This window comes from Neptuniibacter sp. QD48_55 (assembly GCF_047778115.1).
In the GTDB taxonomy this organism is placed as follows: domain Bacteria; phylum Pseudomonadota; class Gammaproteobacteria; order Pseudomonadales; family Balneatricaceae; genus Neptuniibacter.
The window spans coordinates 2,630,354-2,651,333 of sequence record NZ_CP180555.1 but is presented as its reverse complement, the minus strand read 5'-3'; the positions used below and the strand labels follow the sequence as shown (position 1 = coordinate 2,651,333).

The window sequence follows — 20,980 nt, the reverse complement described above, 5'->3', positions numbered from 1 at the left end:
TACGACAGAATCCTTTGATCGGTTCAGGTGTTTACGCCGTATTAGTTTATATGAACAGTGTAAACAAAAGACTGAAAAATGTAGTGTTAATAGGCGCTACAGGTGGGATAGGATCAGCACTGATTAAGCGGCTTCTTCAAGATCCGGAAGTTGGGCATATATTTGCTTTTTCACGCTTGTCAGCAGAGAAGCCAATAGAGTTACACAACGACAAGATAACTTATGGTTATGTCGATCTCTATTCGGAAAAGAGCATTTCTCAATTGGGCGTGCTCCTAGAAAGCATAGAGCTTGATTTGGTCTTGGTTTGTTCTGGACTTCTCCATGATGAGCAAACTCAGCCTGAAAAACGCCTCAGCCAGATTAATATGGAAAATTTCCAGAAGCTTTTCCATATTAATGCCACAGCGCCTATGTTAATTGCGCAGCAGCTTGTTCCTTTGCTTAATAAAAAGGGCAAGGCTGTATTTGCTGTGATTTCTGCACGGGTGGGAAGTATAAGCGATAACCGCTTGGGTGGTTGGTATGGTTACAGAGCCAGTAAAAGTGCTCTGAATATGCTTCTAAAAACTTTATCGATAGAAACGCAGAGAAAACTTCCTCAATCTATCACCGTTGGTTTGCATCCGGGTACAGTAAACACAGTGTTGTCCCAGCCATTTCAGAGTAAGGTTCCAGCAGAAAAGTTATTTACTCCTGAGCAATCTGCTAGCTATTTGCTAAGAGTCATAGAGACGCTACGGCCTGAACAAAGCGGGAGAGTATTTGCATGGGATGGTGCAGAGATACTCCCCTAATGCGGAATTACCTAACGGATATGCCTACCACCATCTAAAGACAGTGTTCTGCCAGTCATGTACTTGCTGTCCAGCAGATAATCTACCGCTTTAATTATCTCTTCAGTACCAGGCGCAATTTTTAAAAGAGATTTGTCCAACGCTTTGGCTTTATAGGCACTGTCGTCTTCAGGGTTAAACATAATCAAGGAAGGCGCAATAGCATTCACTTTGACCTTTGGTGCGAGCAGAGATGAAAAGGATAAGGTCATATTGCTGAGTGCCGCTTTGCTCGCAGCATAAGCGATATGTTTATCGCTACCTTTGTCGACAACATAGTCAGTAATATTAATGATGTCGGTTGTAGATTCGCAATTTTCTAGCAGGGGTTTTAGTGCCAAATTAAGTTGGTAAGGAACGCCGGCATGGATCATCATCATTTTGTTAAAGATGTCTTCAGGGGAATGCTTGCTGGTTTCAGGTAGCCAGTCTGAAGCATTGTGAATAATGCCCCTAAGGCTGGTGTAGTTACTTTTTACATGGTCGATAAGATGATTGAGGTCTTCTTGTTTATAAAAGTCACACTCAATCAGGTCGGCATCAGAGATCTCCTCTAAATTATCGTAATAGGTCCTATACGTTCCAATAACAGGGATGCCGTGCTGTATAAAATGTTTGCACAATGCAAACCCGATACGTTTGCCTACGCCAGTGATAAGGATTGGTTTTGAGTTGTTGACCATCTTTTCTGGTATCCGTATTAGTGACGCGTGTCAGCAAGTTGTTTCCAAGGTAGAGAGGTTTCAAAGCTATCTGGGAAAACGCTTGGAGGCTGTCCGACCATTTCGTCATAAGCGCTGTTGGGTCTGCGAAGTGTGTAGTGCTCAACATCGACAAATTGAAAGATCTCTTGTATCTCAAGAAGACTGCGACTTTTAAAGGGATCGTTGCCTTGATATAGGAGACGTTCTTGTCCTTCCGCTTCTACTGTGACTTGATAAAGCATCCAATCCAGTGAGTGAATAACAACTTTATCTATCGGCTCTAGGTCGTGTATATCTTCTATTTGCAGCTTCATAGCTAGCTCCTACCTAAGTTAGAAACTCTGCTCTTGTGCGTTCATTGGTCTTAAATATGCCGCCAAGAGCAGTGGTTTCAGTAGCTGAATTCACGTCCATTACACCTCGTGATTTAACGCAATAATGTGTAGCGGAGATCGAAACAGCTACATTGTCTGTTTCCAATAAAGTTTGGAGTGCAATTAGAATTTGCTTCGTTAGGCGCTCTTGAACTTGGGGACGTTGGCTGAAAAACCGAACCAATCGATTGATTTTAGATAAACCAATAATCTTTTTGTTGGGGATATAAGCAACTTTTGCGGTGCCATCAATCGTAACGAAATGATGCTCGCAAGAACTTACCAGATTGATATCGCGGACTTTGACCATCTCGTCCACATCCATTTTGTTTTCGATCATAGCTATCGCTGGAAAATTCTCATAATCCAGACCAGAGAAAATCTCATACACATACATCTTCGCTACGCGATGAGGGGTTTCTCTCAAACTATCGTCTTCTAGGTTAAGACCTAAGGTGCTTGCAACTTCAGTCATAAGCCCTTTTATTCGTTCGTACTTTTCGTCTTGGGTTAGAGGAGATTCGACGGTCGGAGTCTCTAATCCTTTTTCTATAAGTTGGTCTCGGACGGCAGTGGCTTCTGCTGAAATCATGATGTTACCCCTAACTGTATTTGTCCATAGTACGAGATAAATATTGATCTAGATCAATAAAATTGTAGCGCTTTATGAGGAGGAAGGGGGAGTTGACCCTGATTCTTAAAAGGGAGTGTGAAACAAAAAAGAGGGGTGTGAAAAAAGCTGACATCGCTAAATGCCAGCTTCTGTGTGTGGCTTGATGGTTAGAGTTATCTCAAACGTTCAACAGCAAGTTCATCTGCAATTTCACCCGTAGGGCGATTTTCCTTTGTCGAACGATTAAAGATTTCGTTGAGCGTATCTCCGATGCCTTCAATATGTGCTTTGGCTTTTTCCGCATCATACCCACTGCGCTCATAGGATATATCAATGATTCCGCCTGCATTGATGGCGTAATCTGGCGCATAGAGAATGCCACGCTTATGTAATTCATGATCGTGATGGGGCCGTGCTAATTGGTTATTAGCTGCGCCGGCAATAACTTTTGCTTTGATCTGTGGGATGGTTTCATCATTCAAGCTTGCACCTAAGGCGCAAGGTGCGACTACATCAACCTCCTGCAGCAGTATTTGTTCTAGTGGGACAGCCTTAGCTCCTAGCTCGTTAACTGCTTTTTTTACCTGCTCTGGATTGATATCACTTACAAATAGCTCGACGCCTTCTTTATGGAGGTATTCAGCTAGACGGTACCCCACGTTCCCAACACCTTGTATCGCGACTTTAAGTCCTTTGAGATCAGTGATGTTTAGTCGATGCTTTACGGCTGCTTTTAAACCTATAAATGTTCCATATGCCGTTGCTGGTGATGGGTCGCCGTTAGAGGGATGACCATCGATTCCTGGACGTTCTGTCACCCCTGCAACATTGGCGGTATATTGCCCCATTATTTTCAGGTCTGGCACGGATGTTCCTGAATCTTCTGCGGCTATATATTGGTGGCCGGTTTGCTCTAAAAAACGCCCCATTGCGGCCAAGAGTTCTTCATTTTTGTGTTTATGCGGATCGCCAATGATAACGGATTTTCCGCCACCTAAAGCAAGGTTGGCCAAAGCGGATTTGTAAGTCATTCCTTTGGATAAACGCAGTACATCAGTTAGAGCTTCTTCGTCATTAGCGTAGTTCCACATTCGGCATCCACCTAAAGCAGGGCCGCGATGGGTGTTGTGAATTGCGATTATGGCTTTTAAGCCTGTTTCTGAGTCGTTACAGAAGACGATCTGTTGGTGTTGATCGAATTCAGGGTGGTTGAAAATAGTCATTACAATTCCTGAAGCTTCTCTATCGTCCAATGAATGGAGTTCGAAAGAGTATTGGTGTTACTGGTAAAAGATATTAAGCAGATTCGGTGGTGTTCGGCTGAGAAAAGCTGAAAGGGTTAGGTTACCAACGACTGCTTTAAGGTTTAGCAATCCAACAATTGAAGCGTTTCGGCTTGGCTGGCTATCAAAGAAGAGAGTAGTGACTTTTTAACAAAAACAGTCATAAGGATTTACCTCTAGGTTGGATCGCAACCAGATAATTAAATACACAATGTGTGATATCAGCAGGCCCTTGTGAGGCTGCAATAAGCGGAATACTACCAGTGATCTAATGCCAAGAACACAGTGTGTTTAATCTATCATGCTGGAAAATAAGCGAAATCATAGCCACTGGTTATACTTATAACGGAATTAACCTAACCCTGAGGTTTATTTAACAGATGGAAGTTAACGCGATAGTTTTTGTCGGAGGTGATTTGGACAGCGAAGGGCGCTCTGCTGCGATGCGCTACGATATGGATTTGCTCTATATTGAGTATGTGTTAGAACAGTTGCCCCAAGAAATCACCTCGGTTATTTTGCTGGCTGATAGGCATCAGCCTAAAATCGAAGATTTTTCCTTGCCGATTATTTATGTAGGCTCCTCTCCGAAAGGATTTTTGTCAGACCTACATAAGGTTCTATTGGAGCAGTCAGATAGACGTTTCTTAGTGTTATCTGGGGCCGACGATCGGTTTACTAACGAACATTGTTCGCAACTTTTGGACCATTCTGCAAGATTGCCCCATATGATGGTTATCTCAACTCATCAGGGGGAAATACTTCCTTTTCCTATGATTCTCCCTGCCGGTATTGCTGAAGATATAGGGGAGTTTTTATCTGATTCAGCGGGCTCAGTCGCAGATTGGTTAGAGCAAAGTGTCTTCATTGAATGTGAACTTACAGATCTACCTTATCTGTTGTAAGCCATAATCTGAGTTTTGCTACCTCTACTGTAATAGGTCTTTTGTTTTTGCAGTAGAAAAGAGGGTGCTGATTCAGTGGCGGTTTTAAAACCATGTTTTTTGTAGAAGGGAATTGCGCTCTCATAGGCAAAGCAATAAAGAGTTACCTCTGGCGTTATCTGCTGAGTAAGGATCTTATTTAATAATAAGCTGCCTAGTCCTAGCCCTCTATGTTTTTTTCCTACCCATAAGCCTCTCAGAATTATTAATTCACTTAGTTCTGTAATGTTCTGCTCTTCTATAGTTGAAAGCCTAGTTGCTGCGACTATCTCCTTTTCTAGGGTTAACCAAATACAATGATCATAGGGTTGAATGCGCCCCTTATGGCCATTTCGTTTATAGAAACGCCCAAGATCTGGTGATTGAAGTTCTTTACCGACAGCGGAATGAAAACTGATGTTAGATTTCATTGTTACTTAATTCTCACTTTAGAAAGTCTTTCTAATAGTTATCTTTATTTGTTCTCGGATTCTACAGAGTAGATTGCTCTTGCATAATGCGATCATTTTTTGGAGATCGTTTGATTATATCGAAAGCATACATATTGGGATGTGCTTATGTTTGGTGCATGTGCACAAAAATAGAGTTCGAATTTGGTGCATAGGTTTGATTGTGGTTGCTCAATACTCAGCGGTTTTTTTCTAAATGCTTGTTTTTAAAGTGTTATTTTGAGTTGGCACGTGCTGTGCTTTATAGGTGGTAATTATGTAATATTATTTTGAGGGGACAACATCATGGTTAAATCTACCACTAAATCTTTGATTGCTGCGGGTTTATTATCTGCTTCTGTTATGGCTGAAGCAGGTCTGTCTGCGAATATTGGCGCGATGAGCGAATATTACTTCCGTGGTGTGGATTACTCTGATGGCCCAACTATGATGGGCGGTATCGACTACGAAGCAGATAATGGTCTATATGCTGGTATCTGGGCTGTAGGTGAAACTAACTTGGCTGACGAAGATATTGAGTACGATATCTACGGCGGTTACGCGGGCGAAGCTGGGGATTTCGCGTACAGCATTGGATATACAGGTTATTTTTACACTGAAGCTGAAACTGATTATCACGAGCTTAACCTAAATGTTGGTTACAGCTTTTTGAATCTTGAGGTTACGCTAGGTACAGAAGATCAGCCTTCTGGCACTGCTGAAGCTGACTACTCATTTGTTGCACTAACAGGTGAATATGAAGGCGCTTACCTAACTTACGGTTCTTTCGGTAAAGATTACGAAGGTGATTACGTAGAGCTAGGTTATGGCTTAACTTACGAAGGTCTAGATATGAACGTTGCTTACATCAATCCAGACGATGATCTAGGTGGTTCTAACACAGTTGCTTTCTCAATCAGCAAAACGTTCGATTTCTAATTTGAGCGCCTTTGATTGATGTACACATGCTAGGAATTTTTGCCCATCTTCGGATGGGCTTTTTTTTGGCTGAGGTGCAAATAAAAATGCCGTGCTAAGCACGGCATTTTTTAGTTTTGCTAGATTCTTTGCTTAAGAGCAAAGTGCATCTAGTTTTTGCTTTAGAACACCTTGAACTTGGCCAGGGTTGGCTTTGCCTTGAGAGGCTTTCATTACTTGGCCCATAAAGAAGCCAATCATCTTGCCGCGTTTCTCTGGCTCAGCATTTACATACTGTTCTACCTGAGGGCCGCTGTTAGCAATCACATCATCAACGATCTTCTCGATAGCGCCGCTGTCTGTTACTTGCTTAAGGCCTTTAGCTTCGATGACTTCGTCTGCGCTGCCGCCTTCGTTCCACATAACTTCAAACACTTGCTTGGCAATTTTGCCAGAGATCGTGTTGTCTTTAATGCGTGCAAGCAGGCCGCCGAGTTGATCTGCTGATACAGGACTGTCAGCGATAACCGTATCATTTTGGTTAAGCATTTTAGATAGCTCACCCATAACCCAGTTTGCAGATAGTTTTGCGTCCTTAGATGCTTTGGCTACAGTTTCAAAGTACTCAGCCATAGTGCGATCGCCTGAAAGTACCATCGCATCGTAATCGCTCAGTTTGTACTCTTCGATAAAGCGAGCTTTGCGCGCATCCGGTAATTCAGGTAGAGAATCGCGTACCGCTTCGATGTAGCTATCATCGATCTCGATTGGCAGCAGATCTGGACAAGGGAAGTAACGGTAGTCGTTCGCTTCCTCTTTAGAACGCATTGAGCGTGTTTCATCTTTGTCTGCATCGTACAAGCGAGTTTCTTGGACTACACGGCCGCCATCTTCCAGTAGGTCAATTTGGCGTTCGATCTCACCTGTGATCGCTTTTTCGATAAAGCGGAAAGAGTTGATGTTTTTAGTCTCTGTGCGAGTACCAAACTCTTCTTCGCCTTTGATGCGAACCGATACGTTACAGTCACAGCGGAAAGAACCTTCTGCCATGTTGCCATCACAGATGCCTAGGCTGGTTACAATCGAGTGGATCTTACGTACATAAGCCACAGCTTCTTCTGGGCTGCGCATATCTGGCTCTGATACGATCTCAAGTAACGGTGTGCCGGCACGGTTAAGATCGATACCTGTCATGCCTGGGAATTCATCGTGAATCGACTTGCCTGCATCTTCCTCTAGGTGAGCACGTGTTACGCCGATGCGCTTCTCCGTACCATCTTCTAGAGTTATGTCAATGTGTCCTACGCCTACGATAGGGTGGAACAATTGACTGGTCTGATAGCCTTTTGGTAGATCAGGATAGAAGTAGTTTTTACGGTCAAAAACAGATCTACGGCCGATCTCTGCATCTACAGCTAGGCCGAATTTTACGGCCATGCGCAGTGCTTCTTCGTTAAATACAGGCAGTGTGCCCGGTAGTGCTAGGTCTACCGCGCACGCTTGTGTATTGGGTTCGGCACCAAACGCTGTGCTGGCACCGGAAAAGATTTTGGAGTTTGTCGCTAGCTGGGCGTGAATCTCAAGCCCGATTACCGCTTCCCATTCCATAGTAAATAAACCTCTTAGATGCCTTGTGGTGTCTGTTTATGCCAATCAGTCGCCAACTGGAACTGATGTGCAACATTTAGCAGTTTCTGTTCAGCAAAATAGTCGCCAATGATCTGAAGACCTGTTGGTAGACCATTAACACTGCCGCAAGGAACAGACATGCCTGGAAGGCCTGCAAGGTTTAGGGAGATGGTGAAGATATCTTCCATGTACATCGTTACTGGATCAGATGTTTTTTCACCCAGTTTAAAAGCAGGGTGAGGTGTTGTTGGGCCCATGATGACATCAACTTCGGTAAGTACTTTAGCGAAGTCGTCACGGATCAAACGGCGGATCTGCTGAGCTTTGTTGTAGTAAGCATCGTAGAAACCTTCAGACAGAGCATAAGCACCAACCATAATGCGGCGCTTAACTTCAGGTCCGAAACCTTCACCACGGCTGCGTTTGTATAGATCTTCTAGATCAACCGGATCTTCACAGCGATAGCCGTAACGTACGCCATCGAAACGAGATAGGTTAGAAGAAGCTTCAGCGGGCGCGATAATGTAATAAGCAGGGATCGAGAGCGCTGTATTTGGCAGGCTGACCTCTTTCACTGTTGCGCCAAGCTTTTCAAACTCTTTAATCGCTGCTTGCGTATGTGCAGCAATATCGGAATCCATATCATCCATGAAAAACTCTTTTGGTAGGCCGATGCGTAGGCCGTCTAGAGGTTTTTCAAGGTCAGCTGTGTAATCTGGCACTTCACGATCTACAGAAGTGGAATCGTGCTTATCGAAACCAGCCATTACGTTTAGCATCATCGCTGCATCTTCAGCGGTTTTAGTCATTGGACCACCCTGATCAAGGGAGGACGCAAATGCGATCATGCCGAAGCGAGAAACACGGCCATAAGTTGGTTTAAGGCCGGTAATACCGCAAAGCGCAGCAGGCTGACGGATAGAGCCACCTGTATCTGTGCCTGTTGCAGCAGGAGCTAGTTGCGCTGATACCGCAGCTGCCGAACCGCCAGATGAGCCACCTGGGACACAGTCAGTGTTCCAAGGGTTTTTAGCTGCACCGTAGAAGCTGCTCTCGTTGGAGGAGCCCATGGCAAATTCGTCCATGTTGGTTTTACCCAACATGACCGCACCAGCCTGATTGAATTTGTTAATAACAGTCGCGTTGTAAGGCGCAACAAAGTTATCAAGCATCTTTGATGCACAACTCGTGCGAACGCCTTGTGTACAGAAGATGTCTTTGTGCGCAATCGGCAAGCCGGTAAATGTGCCTGCTGTACCTGCGGCAATGGCTTCGTCTGCTGCTTTAGCTTGAGCTAAAGCTTGCTCTTCAGTCACTGTAATGTAGCTGTTGTATTTACCGTCTTCAGCCTTGATGCGTTCTAGGTAGGCTTGGGTTAATTCAACACTACTAAAATCACCCGTCTTCAGCCCTTGAGCTAATTCGGCAAGTGTTTTTTCAAACATGGAATACTTATCCTTAATCAATATTCTGGCTGAATGGGTATCACTCAATAACTTTAGGTACTAAGAACAAGCCGTTCTCTACAGCAGGTGCTACAGATTGCAGCTGCTCTCGGTTGTTTTCTTCAGTAACGTCATCGCTGCGTAAGCGTTGTACAGCATCTAGGGGGTGTGCCATTGGTGATACATCAGTTGTATCTACAGCCTGCATCTGATCTACCAGATCCAGAATATTTGTCAGATTTTGCGCGTATTCAGGAGTGTCCTGTTCTTCAATTTGAAGGCGCGCCAGATGGGCGATTTTGTCCACATCAGAGCGATCCAGAGACATAATTTACTCTCGCTTATAGGGGTGGCTTTATGAGAATGCATAAAGGGAAAAAACTTAAAGATGTACGTTACCATATCGTCAAAGCTTCATGAAGATAATTTAGCCAGTGTTTTTAAGTAGTTTTACTGATTTTCGCCTTGCTCAAAGCGCCTGCCGTTGTTAGAGTTACGTGTTTTCAGGATATAGCGGCTATACCTGCAGAATTTCTTAGGACTCCCTGTACATGCTCAAGAAAATTCGTGGTCTTTTTTCCAGCGATCTGTCCATTGACCTGGGCACTGCAAATACACTGATTTATGTCCGCGATAAGGATATTGTTCTTGATGAACCGTCTGTTGTCGCGATTCGCCAGACTGGTAATCAAAAATCTGTCGCTGCAGTAGGTGCTGACGCAAAACGTATGCTGGGTCGTACACCCGGTTCCATCACAGCTATTCGTCCAATGAAAGACGGCGTTATTGCCGACTTCCACGTGACAGAAAAAATGCTGCAGTACTTTATCAGTAAAGTTCATGACACTAATTTCCTAACACCAAGCCCTCGTGTATTGGTGTGTGTGCCTTGCAAATCTACCCAAGTAGAACGTCGTGCGATCAAAGAATCGGCGATGGGTGCAGGAGCACGTGAAGTTTATCTAATCGATGAGCCAATGGCTGCTGCAATCGGTGCAGGCTTGCCTGTTGATGAAGCAAGCGGCTCAATGGTTGTTGATATCGGTGGTGGTACGACCGAAATCGCTGTTATCTCTTTGAATGGTATCGTTTATGCGGACTCCGTTCGCCTAGGTGGTGACCGTTTTGATGAGTACATCGTGACTTACGTTCGTCGTAACTACGGTAGCTTGATTGGTGATTCGACTGCTGAGCGTATCAAGCAAGAGATCGGCACGGCTTACCCATCTTCCGAAATGCACGAAATTGATGTGCGTGGGCGTAACCTAGCTGAAGGTATTCCGCGTAGCTTTACGCTTAACAGCAACGAGATCTTAGAAGCGCTTCAAGAGCCGCTTTCTGCGATCGTTCAAGCTGTTAAAAGTGCATTGGAACAATGCCCACCAGAATTGGCTTCTGATATCGCTGAGCGTGGTATTGTATTGACCGGTGGTGGCGCACTATTGCGTAATATCGATCGTTTGATTAGCGAAGAAACAGGTCTACCTGTAATCGTTGCTGAAGACCCGCTTACATGCGTAGCGCGTGGTGGTGGTCGTGCTCTGGAGCTATTGGATAAGCATGGCTTCGAGCTAGTTAGCCATGATTAACCCATGTGTGATATTGATTCCAGCCTGATCTTTGATACTTGCCTCCGACATATCCACATATGTCAGGGGGTGAGTTATTAAGACTATATTCCTCGGCCGATCTTCTGGCCGTTTTTTCTTTTTCCTGGTTATTTTTGCCTTTGCGCTGATGGCTGCTGATCTCTATTCAGCTAAAGTCAGAGAAGGTCGCGCCTATCTATCCCTACTTTTAACGCCGTTGCAGTGGATTGTTGATATTCCAAGCCGTGTTGCGGGTGAGGTCTCGGATGTTGTGGTTGACCGTAGCCTTCTTATAAAAGAAAACGCCAAGTTAAAGTCCGAGGCGTTACAGTTGGAGCGTAAAGTCCAGCAAAACGCCGCACTTCGTCAAGAAAATAACCGCTTGCGAGCACTGCTTCGTGGTAGTAAACGGGTTGATGAAGAAGTTGAATTGGTTGAGTTGATCGGAGTTAACCCCGATCCTTTCCAGCATCAGGTGATTATTAACCAAGGCAGTGAAAATGCGGTCACTGTTGGTCAGCCTATCTTGGATGCTGGTGGTGTTATGGGACAAGTGACAGAGATCTCTCATTACACGAGCCGCGTTATGCTGATTACTGATGCTCGACACGCCTTGCCTGTAGAAATTAATCGCAATGGTTTTCGTTCTATAGCGCTTGGTAAGGGGCAGTTAGATGAGTTAGAGCTCAATCATGTACCAGATACGGCCGATATTGAAAAAGGCGACTTGGTTATCACTTCAGGTTTGGCTCAGAGATTTCCGCGTGGCTACCCTGTGGCAATTGTATCTGAAGTGATTCGAGACCCTGGTCAGCAGTTCACCAAAGTGACCATTAAACCGACGGCGTTATTGGATAAATCCCGTCATCTGTTGTTAGTGAAAATGCCAGAACCTAAAGTTGAGCCTGACATTGAAACTAAACTTCTACCCCAACCGCAAGAGGTGAGTGAGTGACGCCTGGGTCGCCTGCTGCTTCGGGTGGTGGACTAATTATCCTTGCCACTTTTCTGATCGGCCTAATGCTGAGCCAGATGCCTCTGCCTTACTACCTTGAGTGGGCGCGCCCCGAGTGGGTAGCGATGATCCTTATCTATTGGGTCATGGCGTTACCCCATCGTGTTGGCATGGGGATGGCTTTTTTCTTGGGTTTGTTTCTAGATGTTATTAAGGGCAGTGTCTTAGGTCTAAATGCACTATCACTGACGATTATTGCCTTTTTAACATTACTTTTACATCAAAGACTTAGAATGTTTCCCGTCATACAGCAGGCCATGATGGTGATGGTGCTGGTGGGTATCAATCAGTTATTGTTTCATTGGATGCAGGCGTTCACAGGTTATACGGGTGAGAGCTTGATATTCCTTCTGCCTTGCTTAATCAGTGGGCTGCTATGGCCTTGGTTGTTTGTTTTTTTACGCGGTATTCGCCGTTTGTTCCGAATACGCTAAAGGAAGGCCTTTAAATGGAATTGATTCTTGCCTCAGCTTCCCCAAGACGAAAAGCATTACTCGATCAGATTGGAGTGCAATGTTCTGTAAAGCCTGTTGATATCTGTGAAGATGTTAGAGATGCTGAACTAGCAATGGATTATGTTGAGCGATTAGCGATTGAAAAAGCGCAAGTTTGCTTTGATTTAACTGATGGCTCTAAAGCAGTGTTAGGTTCTGATACTACCGTTGTGCTTGATGGTAGGATTATGGGCAAACCAACTGATCAAAATGAAGCAATAGAAACGCTTCAAAGGCTATCGGGTAATACTCACCAAGTACTCACGGCGGTTGCGGTGGTGACATCGGAACAAACGCGATCTGTTGTAGTCACAACCAACGTTCGTTTTCGGGAAATTTCACTAGCCGAATGTGAAGCTTATTGGCGTTCCGGAGAACCGCAAGATAAAGCTGGATCTTATGGTATTCAAGGATTTGGCGCTGTGTTTGTTGAAGAGATTAAGGGTAGCTATTCTGCAGTAGTGGGTTTACCTCTGACAGAAACGGCTGAAATGTTAGTGCAGGCGGGTATTCGCATCTGGCATTCGCAAAAGAATTAAGGATAGGGCATGGGCGAAGAGATACTGATCAACTTTACACCGATGGAAACTCGGGTTGCGGTTATCGAAAATGGGATGCCGCAAGAAGTATATGTAGAGCGTGTTCATCGTAGAGGTATTGTCGGCAATATTTACCAAGGTAAAGTTGTACGCGTTTTACCAGGGATGCAGGCTGCATTCGTTGATATTGGTTTAGAGCGTGCAGCATTTATCCATGTTGAAGAGGTGCTTTCTCAAAGTGCCACGCATGAAGAAAAGGCTAATACCTCCATTGCACAAGTGCTTCGTCAAGGCCAATCGTTGCTTGTTCAGGTAACCAAAGATCCTATTGGTACTAAAGGTGCTCGCCTAACTACTCACCTTTCTCTTCCTTCTCGTTATCTGGTGTGTATGCCCGGTAACAGTCATGTTGGTGTTTCTCAACGAATAGAAGATATGGAAGAGCGTGATCGATTACGTGCGATCATGAAAAAACTTGTATCCACCGACGATGGCGAGCCTGCTGGGTTTATCTTGCGTACGGTGGCTGAGGGTGCTGCGGAAGCAGAGTTGGAAGCTGATACTCAGTTTTTAAGACGTTTATGGGCTTCTATTAAGGAGAAAATCGCAACAGCTAAAGCGCCAAGTGTTATCTATGAAGACCTACCGCTGAATATGCGGGCGCTACGAGATATGGCTCACTCAGGCTTAGAGAAGATCAGAATTGATTCCAAAGAGACATTCCAAAAAGCGGAAGACTTTGTCAAAACGCTGGTGCCTGAAGTTGCTGATACGCTTGAGTATTATCCAGGTGAACGGCCTATTTTTGACCTCTTTAATGTTGAAGAGGAAATTCAAAGAGCTTTAGGGCGCAAAGTAGAGCTAAAGTCCGGTGGTTACCTTATTTTTGACCAAACAGAAGCGATGACGACGGTTGATGTGAATACCGGTGCATTTGTTGGTCATCGAAATCTTGAAGAAACGATTTTTAAAACGAACCTTGAGGCTGCAACAGCGATCGGTCGTCAACTTCGTTTACGTAACCTTGGCGGTATTATCATCATCGACTTTATCGATATGGAAGATGCTGATCACCAACGCCAGGTACTTAGAACGCTAGAACGTGTGCTAGAACGCGACCATGCGAAATGTAAAGTTACAGGTGTATCCGATCTTGGTTTGGTTGAGATGACCCGTAAGCGTACTCGTGAGAGTTTGGAGCAGGTGCTCTGTGATGTTTGTAGCGAATGTCAGGGGCGAGGGTCAATCAAAACGCCTGAAACGGTTTGTTATGAAATCTTCCGTGAGATCCTTCGCCAGCATAGGGCCTATGATACGGATAGTTATTTAGTACTAGCAGCGCAGCCTGTAGTTGATTATCTGCTTGATGATGCTTCCAACCATGTAGCGGAGTTAGAAGCTTTCATAGGCAAGACGATTCGTTTTCAGGTGGAGCCTATGTATAACGCTGAAAACTTCGATGTTGTTTTGCGCTAAAGCTAAAAAGGATTGCTAGTGAAACGCCACGCTCATTCTGTCTTTTGGTTCCTGTATTGGGGACTTGCTGCGCTTGCAGCAATTGTGGCGCTCTTGCTGTTCTGCATCAAAATTTTGGTAGAAGATGTTGATCAGTATCGATTAGATATCCAGCAAAATTTATCTGAACAACTTTCTGCGCAAGTTCATATTTCAAGCATCGCAGGTGAGTGGCGAGGCTGGCAGCCCGTCATTTCTCTTCGTGGTGTATCGGTAGATCAAATAGAAGCAGAAGCAGGTGCTTCCTTTGGTTTACTGGAGGGTGTTGTTGCCCTAGATACAGGGGCCTCGTTAAAGGCACTCACACCTGTGTTTTCTCAGTTTGATCTTCAAGGCTTGACGTTGAAGTATGATCAAACACTTGTTTCTAAAGATATTACTGCATCAACTCAAGATCTTCCGTCGTTAGAAGCAAAAACAGAGCGGGGGGCTAAATCCCATAAAAGCTCCGACCTTTTATCTTTTCTATTAATGCAGCGTGCGATCAATATTGAGAATACGCGTATTGTTATGATCCCTAAAAGCGGTGATGAAATAATTGTTGAGCCGATACAGCTACATCTTCAACATGATGGTGTACTGCATCAGCTTAAAGTTGATGCGGACCTAGTGACGGCATCGGGCAAAGCAGATCTGAAGTTCGTAGCTGAAGTTGAAGGTGATCCTACAGAAAAGGCAGCGAATTTTTATCTAAAGCTATCTGGGCTTGATCAGCAGTTGCTCAATCCTTGGTTAAAACTAATAGATGTTCAGTTAGATGGTTTGCAGGCTGAACAGGAAATTTGGGGACAAAGCTATAAAGGAAAATTAGCGTACCTAACGGGTAAAACTTCCATAGAGAACTTTGCTTATCAGGACTACGTATTTGAGCAATTTGCCGTTCAAAGTGCGCTGGTGCGAAGGGATCATAGCTTTCAGTTGCAGATTACCGATCTGATAATAGGCGCTGCTGAAGAACAATTTACCTTGCCCCGAATGAGCTTGGATCTTGTTCGAAATGGGATTGCGATCAAACCACAAAAGTTGATGATCGACCGTATTGATCTGCAGCGCTTATCGGATCTGATCATCAAACAACCTTTCTTACAGAAATCTGCTATTCAGGTAGTAGATACGCTATCGGCGGAAGGGATTTTGGAAAACTTATTGGTATCTTGGGGCAAAGATGCTGAATTATCAGATTTTAAGTTACTTGCGGACCTTAACAATGTAGGTATTGATGCTTGGGGGGATGTGCCTGAGCTAAAAGGAATTAACGGATTATTAAAAGCCGATATTGCTGGAGGAGAAATTCATCTACAAAGCGATGATTTCATCATGCAATACCCTACGTTGTTTGATTACCGCTGGCAGTATCAACATGCTGAAGGTGTAATAGGTTGGCGTTTTGAAGACAAAGGCGTGGTGGTTGCTTCCCAATTACTTCGTTTGAAAAACGAAGGTGTTTCTGCGTCTGGGCGCTTTAGTATTTATCTGCCTTTTTCACGTGACGAACAGCCTCTTTTAAACCTACAAATCGGTATGCAAAACAGCGATGGTTTGCATGCTAAATATTACATTCCTCCAAAGGAAGTGGGTATAAAGACTTACGATTGGCTAGTAGCAGCTATTAAGCAAGGGCGTATCAATCAGGCGGGGTTTGTACTAAATGGTGTTACTCGCTCACGATTGGATGATTACCAATTGCCTAGTGTGCAGATGTTCTTTGATCTGAGTGAGGCGTCTTTTGAATATCAGCCGGGTTGGCCTGAAATTAACAAGGCGGATAGTTTCGTTTTCTTTCGAAATGGAGAGTTAACTGCTGAGGCCAAAGGCGGGAAAATCTACAGTTCTGATATTGATTTCGCTTGGGTTCATCTACCAGTTTCTACTGATAAACTACTTATTGCAGGTAGTGTTAATGGCTCAACAAAAGATATAGAACGCTTATTAACTCAAAGTCCGCTACGAAAAGAGGTCGGTGATGAGTTAGCGGCTTGGGCAATGGAAGGTGATACCGCGACCCGTATTGAGATTGATTTACCTCTCAAGGGCAATAAAACGCCAAAAGTTGATGTGAATTCCTCAATTGCAAAGGGGCGTTTCCATTCCAAACAAGAGGGAATTGATTTTTCTAACATCACTGGATCTGTGAGATACAGTTCCTCCAATGGCCTTTCCTCTAAGAAGCTTGATGCGAGATTGTTTGAACAACCTATCACTGCTGCTATTAGTACTCAGAAACGTAAAACTGCCATTGATATTCGTGGTGCGGTGAAAGCTGACTATTTACAAAAATGGTTAGACTTAGATCTTTTAAGGGTTGCTCAAGGGAAGCTCTCTTATAGTGCTCGATTGGATATGTGTCCGGGTAAAAGCTGTAATCAATTAGTTATCAAGAGTGATTTGAAAGGTATCGCCTTATCAGCACCGTCGCCACTTGCGAAAACAGCTGCTCAGTCCAGTCAGTTAACCATTATCAGTGATTTAGGCCGCCAATTTAAAGATGATCGAAGTGTTGTACGTTTTAACTTAGGCAATCAACTACGTGGCGTAATGCTGAATAGCAATAAGAAGGTCTCAAGAGGGCGCTTCACTTTAGGTGGTGATAGACCTGCTTTGCCAACGGCGCAGGGAATTTGGGTAAACGGTCGAGTTTCGATGCTCGATTATGATCAGCTGGAGCAGTTTTTCCAAACAGCTGGTTTTACCGGGAATACGGCTGCTAAATCTGAGCCAGCGCAATCAGATAATTTATTAAAAGAAGTCGATTTACAGATTGGCCAGTTTAGTTTTGAAGATATTGTGCTGGATCAGCTTAAAGTAATTCTTACACCTGATGTTGGTGGTTGGATGCTAACAGCTAATAGCCCTCAAGTAGGTGGTAAGCTCTGGATGCCAGAGGATTCTGACAAGCCTTATAAGGTTAAACTAGGCCATCTCCGGATTGAGAAAGATGAAAGTGATAGTGAGCAGAGTGTTGCTGCGATCACGCCGCCTGTAGATCCTACAGTTTTACCTAAGCTCGATTTTAGCGTCGACAACTTCGAACTTAATAATCTTCCTTTGGGAAGTTGGCGATTTATATTAAGGCCAACCCCTTCAGGGGCTGTAGTGAAAGATATTTCAGGCAATATGCACGGTTCTTCGGTTAGGGGCGAATTGCGTTGGGATAAAAATGGTAAAGAACTCTCCGACCTTACAGTAAAACTAGATAGTCAGGATTTTGGTAAAGTTCTCGACGCATGGGGTATCTCGGATACCCTAGAAACCAAAAGCCTAAATGCCTACTTACAGCTTTCATGGAGCGGAGCTCCTTGGAAGTTTGAAGTAGGTAGGTCGAATGGTGAAATGCAGTTTACGGCCAAGAATGGGCGTCTGCTTGATGTGGGTAATTCAGGTAATATTCTTCGCATCTTCGGTATTTTAAATCTGCAATCATTAGGGCGTAGGCTTAGGTTAGACTTTACCGATCTTGTTAAGACCGGTGTCGCTTTTGATGAGATGAAAGCAGATTACTCTATTAAAGATGGTATAGCGCATACATCCACACCTTTCATGATGACCGGGCCTTCCGCCAATATGGCCATGAGTGGTAGCTTGAATCTAATCAATGAAACAGTTGATAAAGAGATTGAGGTCGCTTTGCCTGTTACTGATAATATTCCTCTGGTAAGTGTGTTGCTCGGCGCACCGCAGGTAGCAGGTGCGGTTTTTCTGTTTGATAAGTTGATTGGTGATCCTTTGGCTAAGTTCTCTACGGTGAAATATCGTATGAGCGGTGATTGGGGTAATCCGGAAATTGATATAGATTTAAATCAAAAGAAAGAGCAGCCTAAGGCAGATTCGGAGCTTCAAGATGGCTAAGTTAGCAGTTGCGCAAATGGTTTCAGGAGAAAGTGTTGATACTAATATAGAGACTGTTGAGTGCTTAGTAGAAGAAGCTGCTAACTCGGGGGCGCAATTATTACTTTTGCCTGAGAATTTTGCGTTGCTAGATTCTCGTGCTCTGATTGATTTGGCTAGGGATGAAGTCAAAACTCGAAGAATACATAATCTATTATCTTTGCTAGCAAAGAAATATAGCCTTTGGATTGTGGCTGGCAGTGTACCTGTATTGGTCCAAGGAAGTGATGAAACAAAGGATAAAGTTTGGGCTAGCTGCTTAGTCTTTGATAGCCAAGGAGCGCTGAAAGCCTCTTATAATAAGATTCACCTCTTTGACGTTGATGTAGCTGATGCGCATGCGGCTTATAGGGAATCAGATTTTATTCAAGCGGGAAGTGATCTCGTTACTGTTGATACTCCGTTTGGCTGTATTGGCCTAGCAATCTGTTACGATCTCAGGTTTCCAGAGCAGTTTCAGAGATTGCGCCAAATGGGTGCTGAGATAATTACGGTTCCTTCAGCTTTTACCTATGTTACTGGGGAAGCGCATTGGGAGGTCTTATTGCGTGCAAGGGCAATAGAGAACCAATGCTATGTCTTAGCTGCTAATCAGGGAGGACAGCACAGTCCAAGCCGCAAAAGTTGGGGACACTCGATGATTGTTGACCCTTGGGGGGAAATACTTGCGGTTAAAGAGGTTGCAGGTGAGGGCTTAGTGTTGGCCGATATTGATTTGAAAGGCGTGCAAGACAGGCGAGATGCCATGCCTGTCATGCAGCATAGAGCTAAGGCGGGCTTTTAAACACCGTCTACTTCACGTAAATATTTAAACAGTTTTCTGGCTGCAGCAGGAGGCTTTTCCAGCTTCTGTTCTTTTTGAGCATTACGAATTAATTGACGTAAATGCTGAATATCGGCATTTTCATGTTCGGCAACATAGGCTTGAAGTGCATTGTTGCCTTCACCTATCAGTCGGTCTCGCCAGCGTTCTAATTTATGGAACGCTTGGGTATGCGCCTGATGACCTGCTTCGAATAGTCCGATAGCTTGTTCAATCTCTTCGCTATCTTCAGTGCGTAGCAGTTTGCCGATAAACTGCAGATGCCTTTTTTGAGCGCCATTAGATTTAATGCGGTGAAACTCATCGATTGCACTACGTAAGCGGTCATCTAATGAAAGCTTATCAAGTTGCTCTTTATTGAGCTTCGTTAGCTTTGCACCCAAATCCTGTAGCGCATGCATCTGCTTTTTAACATCAGTTTTACTTAGCCATTCCTCTTCAGATTCTGGCTGTAGGTGATCAAAATTGTCGTTTTCGCTCATGTGATTTCTCAGGCGTAGAAAACTGTGGCTAGACCTAAAAAGGCAAAGAACCCAACCACATCAGTAATAGTTGTTAAGAGTACACTGCCTGCTAGCGCAGGATCTATACCCAATGATTTTAGACATATAGGCAGTAGGGTGCCTGCTATAGCGCCGGCTATGAGGTTAATCACTATGGCCAAGGCGATAACTATGCCTATATTTATATCTTGGAACCAGAGCGTGGCGACTACTGCAATAACCAGAGCCCATAAAATACCATTGAGGGCACCTACGATAATCTCTCTGTTTAATAGCCAGCCTGCGTTTGATCGCTCTACATGACCTAATGCTTGTCCACGTATCACAAGTGTTAGGGTCTGTGAGCCGGCTATACCACCCATGGAGGCTACAATCGGCATTAAGACCGCTAAAGCTACAACTTTTTCAATCGTATCTTCAAAAATACCGATTACGGCTGAGGCAATAAAAGCGGTAAGTAGATTGATGCCTAACCAAACCGCTCGGCGTCTGGTTGTTTTCAGTACTGGCGCAAAGGTATCTTCATCTTCATCCAGACCAGCCATGCTCATTAGAGAATGGTCTGCATCCTCTCGGATGACATCGACAACGTCATCGATTGTGATACGGCCTAGAAGTTTACCATCATCGTCAACAACAGGTGCTGATACTAAGTCATGCTCTTCGAATAGAGAGGCTACTTGATCATCTGGCATGCCAGCATTGATCGGTTCTATATCCGTATTCATTATTTCACGGATTGTGATGGATGGATCTGACACCAATAATTTAGTTAAGGGTAGCAACCCAATGTATGAATCCTTTCGGCTGACAACGATCAAACTATCTGTCATCTCAGGGATTTCATCGTGACGACGGATATAACGTAAAGTGGTTTCCACACTTATGTCAGGACGGATCGTAGTAGTATCCGTATTCATCAGGCCGCCAGCTGTATCTTCTGGGTAAGATAGAAGTTGCTCAACCCTGCGGCGGTTTTGCTTATCCATGATCTGAAGGGTTTCCTTCATCACACGGTTTGGAAGCTGCTGAAGGACGTCGACCATATCGTCTGAATCTAATGATTCAGTAAGCGCTAAAACCTCTTCAGAATTCATTCGGCTTAAGATATCAGCCTGAATGTCATCTCCAAGGTGCTGTAAAACTTCGGCTTCTAAATCTTGAGAGATCAAGTTCCATAGAATTTGACGTTCTTTTGGTGGGGATTTCTCAATAAGGCGAGCTACTTCGGTCGGGCGAAGCGCACGGTTTAGCGTAAATCGAATCTGGCGAAATTCACCGCAATCGAGTGCTTCATTGAGCTTGTCCAGATTAGACTTGGTTTCTGTCTGCGCCATAGGATGCCGTCGCTAATGATTTGTCACGATGCTGTGAAAAATAGGAAGTCTACTAACGCGTTGATTATAGCGGATTGTAAAGGCAGGGATAACCCAATGATATGTA

20 protein-coding genes are annotated in these 20,980 nt (G+C 44.3%); 10 read left to right on the top strand and 10 right to left on the bottom strand.

Annotation, left to right across the window (positions count from 1 at the left end; all coding sequences use genetic code 11):
- Window positions 1–14: 14 nt before the first annotated feature.
- Window positions 15–797: an SDR family NAD(P)-dependent oxidoreductase gene (locus tag ACMXYW_RS12300; RefSeq protein WP_415904248.1), complete on the top strand. Its 783-nt coding sequence runs from the start codon at window positions 15–17 to the stop codon at window positions 795–797.
- A gap of 11 nt (window positions 798–808) precedes the next feature.
- Here ACMXYW_RS12300 and folM read toward each other — a convergent pair whose 3' ends face one another.
- The 4 genes from folM to ACMXYW_RS12280 all read right to left on the bottom strand — a co-directional run bounded on the left by folM (window position 809) and on the right by ACMXYW_RS12280 (window position 3,750).
- Window positions 809–1,519, bottom strand: a complete 711-nt coding sequence (folM, locus tag ACMXYW_RS12295; protein ID WP_415904247.1) for a dihydromonapterin reductase — start codon at window positions 1,517–1,519, stop codon at window positions 809–811.
- A 17-nt stretch (window positions 1,520–1,536) separates the two neighbouring features.
- Entirely contained in the window at window positions 1,537–1,854 is a 318-nt protein-coding gene (locus ACMXYW_RS12290) for a DUF6482 family protein (RefSeq protein WP_415904246.1), read from the bottom strand.
- A gap of 13 nt (window positions 1,855–1,867) precedes the next feature.
- Window positions 1,868–2,506 (bottom strand): GTP cyclohydrolase I FolE, encoded by a 639-nt coding sequence (gene folE, locus ACMXYW_RS12285; protein ID WP_415904245.1) that lies wholly within the window; start codon window positions 2,504–2,506, stop codon window positions 1,868–1,870.
- 194 nt (window positions 2,507–2,700) lie between these two features.
- Window positions 2,701–3,750 carry a Glu/Leu/Phe/Val family dehydrogenase gene (locus ACMXYW_RS12280; protein ID WP_415904244.1) on the bottom strand — a complete coding sequence of 350 codons (1,050 nt, stop codon included), beginning with the start codon at window positions 3,748–3,750 and terminating at the stop codon, window positions 2,701–2,703.
- A gap of 440 nt (window positions 3,751–4,190) precedes the next feature.
- Between ACMXYW_RS12280 and ACMXYW_RS12275 the strand changes: the two genes are divergently transcribed.
- The gene (locus ACMXYW_RS12275) at window positions 4,191–4,715 is read left to right on the top strand and encodes a hypothetical protein (protein ID WP_415904243.1); all 525 of its coding nucleotides are present in this window, start codon (window positions 4,191–4,193) and stop codon (window positions 4,713–4,715) included.
- Here ACMXYW_RS12275 and ACMXYW_RS12270 read toward each other — a convergent pair.
- Window positions 4,703–5,164, bottom strand: a complete 462-nt coding sequence (locus ACMXYW_RS12270) for a GNAT family N-acetyltransferase (protein ID WP_415904242.1) — start codon at window positions 5,162–5,164, stop codon at window positions 4,703–4,705. The two genes, ACMXYW_RS12275 and ACMXYW_RS12270, sit on opposite strands and share 13 nt — an antisense overlap.
- Window positions 5,165–5,488: 324 nt before the next feature.
- Between ACMXYW_RS12270 and ACMXYW_RS12265 the strand changes: the two genes are divergently transcribed.
- Window positions 5,489–6,121, top strand: coding sequence for a TorF family putative porin (locus ACMXYW_RS12265; protein ID WP_415885461.1), 633 nt, complete (start codon window positions 5,489–5,491; stop codon window positions 6,119–6,121).
- 132 nt (window positions 6,122–6,253) lie between these two features.
- Here the strand turns inward: ACMXYW_RS12265 and gatB are convergent, their stop codons facing one another.
- The 3 genes from gatB to gatC are packed head-to-tail and all read right to left on the bottom strand — an operon-like array spanning window position 6,254 to window position 9,502.
- The gene (gene gatB, locus ACMXYW_RS12260) at window positions 6,254–7,708 is read right to left on the bottom strand and encodes an Asp-tRNA(Asn)/Glu-tRNA(Gln) amidotransferase subunit GatB (protein WP_415898929.1); all 1,455 of its coding nucleotides are present in this window, start codon (window positions 7,706–7,708) and stop codon (window positions 6,254–6,256) included.
- A gap of 14 nt (window positions 7,709–7,722) precedes the next feature.
- Complete coding sequence (gene gatA, locus ACMXYW_RS12255) at window positions 7,723–9,174, bottom strand: Asp-tRNA(Asn)/Glu-tRNA(Gln) amidotransferase subunit GatA (protein WP_415904241.1); 1,452 nt, start codon at window positions 9,172–9,174, stop codon at window positions 7,723–7,725.
- A 40-nt stretch (window positions 9,175–9,214) separates the two neighbouring features.
- The gene (gene gatC / locus ACMXYW_RS12250) at window positions 9,215–9,502 is read right to left on the bottom strand and encodes an Asp-tRNA(Asn)/Glu-tRNA(Gln) amidotransferase subunit GatC (protein WP_415882026.1); all 288 of its coding nucleotides are present in this window, start codon (window positions 9,500–9,502) and stop codon (window positions 9,215–9,217) included.
- 223 nt (window positions 9,503–9,725) lie between these two features.
- Here gatC and ACMXYW_RS12245 point away from each other — a divergent pair, with 223 nt between their 5' ends.
- From ACMXYW_RS12245 to ACMXYW_RS12215, 7 genes are all read left to right on the top strand, one after another.
- Window positions 9,726–10,763, top strand: a complete 1,038-nt coding sequence (locus ACMXYW_RS12245) for a rod shape-determining protein (RefSeq protein WP_007022323.1) — start codon at window positions 9,726–9,728, stop codon at window positions 10,761–10,763.
- A 148-nt stretch (window positions 10,764–10,911) separates the two neighbouring features.
- Window positions 10,912–11,718 carry a rod shape-determining protein MreC gene (gene mreC / locus ACMXYW_RS12240; RefSeq protein WP_415904240.1) on the top strand — a complete coding sequence of 269 codons (807 nt, stop codon included), beginning with the start codon at window positions 10,912–10,914 and terminating at the stop codon, window positions 11,716–11,718.
- A complete protein-coding gene (gene mreD, locus ACMXYW_RS12235) occupies window positions 11,715–12,212 on the top strand; it encodes a rod shape-determining protein MreD (protein WP_415904239.1) in 498 nt (165 codons plus the stop codon). Before mreC ends, mreD begins: the two co-directional genes overlap by 4 nt.
- A gap of 14 nt (window positions 12,213–12,226) precedes the next feature.
- Window positions 12,227–12,811 carry a Maf family protein gene (locus ACMXYW_RS12230; RefSeq protein WP_415895731.1) on the top strand — a complete coding sequence of 195 codons (585 nt, stop codon included), beginning with the start codon at window positions 12,227–12,229 and terminating at the stop codon, window positions 12,809–12,811.
- A 9-nt stretch (window positions 12,812–12,820) separates the two neighbouring features.
- Window positions 12,821–14,287, top strand: coding sequence for a ribonuclease G (gene rng, locus ACMXYW_RS12225; protein WP_415892242.1), 1,467 nt, complete (start codon window positions 12,821–12,823; stop codon window positions 14,285–14,287).
- An 18-nt stretch (window positions 14,288–14,305) separates the two neighbouring features.
- Entirely contained in the window at window positions 14,306–18,172 is a 3,867-nt protein-coding gene (locus ACMXYW_RS12220) for a YhdP family protein (RefSeq protein WP_415904238.1), read from the top strand.
- On the top strand, window positions 18,165–18,995 hold the full coding sequence (locus tag ACMXYW_RS12215) for a carbon-nitrogen hydrolase family protein (RefSeq protein ID WP_415904237.1): 831 nt from the start codon (window positions 18,165–18,167) through the stop codon (window positions 18,993–18,995). The genes ACMXYW_RS12220 and ACMXYW_RS12215 overlap by 8 nt, the downstream gene beginning before the upstream one ends.
- On the opposite strand, the gene yjgA is transcribed toward ACMXYW_RS12215, so the two are convergent.
- On the bottom strand, window positions 18,992–19,516 hold the full coding sequence (gene yjgA, locus ACMXYW_RS12210; protein WP_415904236.1) for a ribosome biogenesis factor YjgA: 525 nt from the start codon (window positions 19,514–19,516) through the stop codon (window positions 18,992–18,994). The genes ACMXYW_RS12215 and yjgA overlap by 4 nt on opposite strands.
- A gap of 8 nt (window positions 19,517–19,524) precedes the next feature.
- Window positions 19,525–20,874 (bottom strand): magnesium transporter, encoded by a 1,350-nt coding sequence (gene mgtE / locus ACMXYW_RS12205; RefSeq protein WP_415904235.1) that lies wholly within the window; start codon window positions 20,872–20,874, stop codon window positions 19,525–19,527.
- Between the last annotated feature and the right edge of the window lie 106 nt (window positions 20,875–20,980).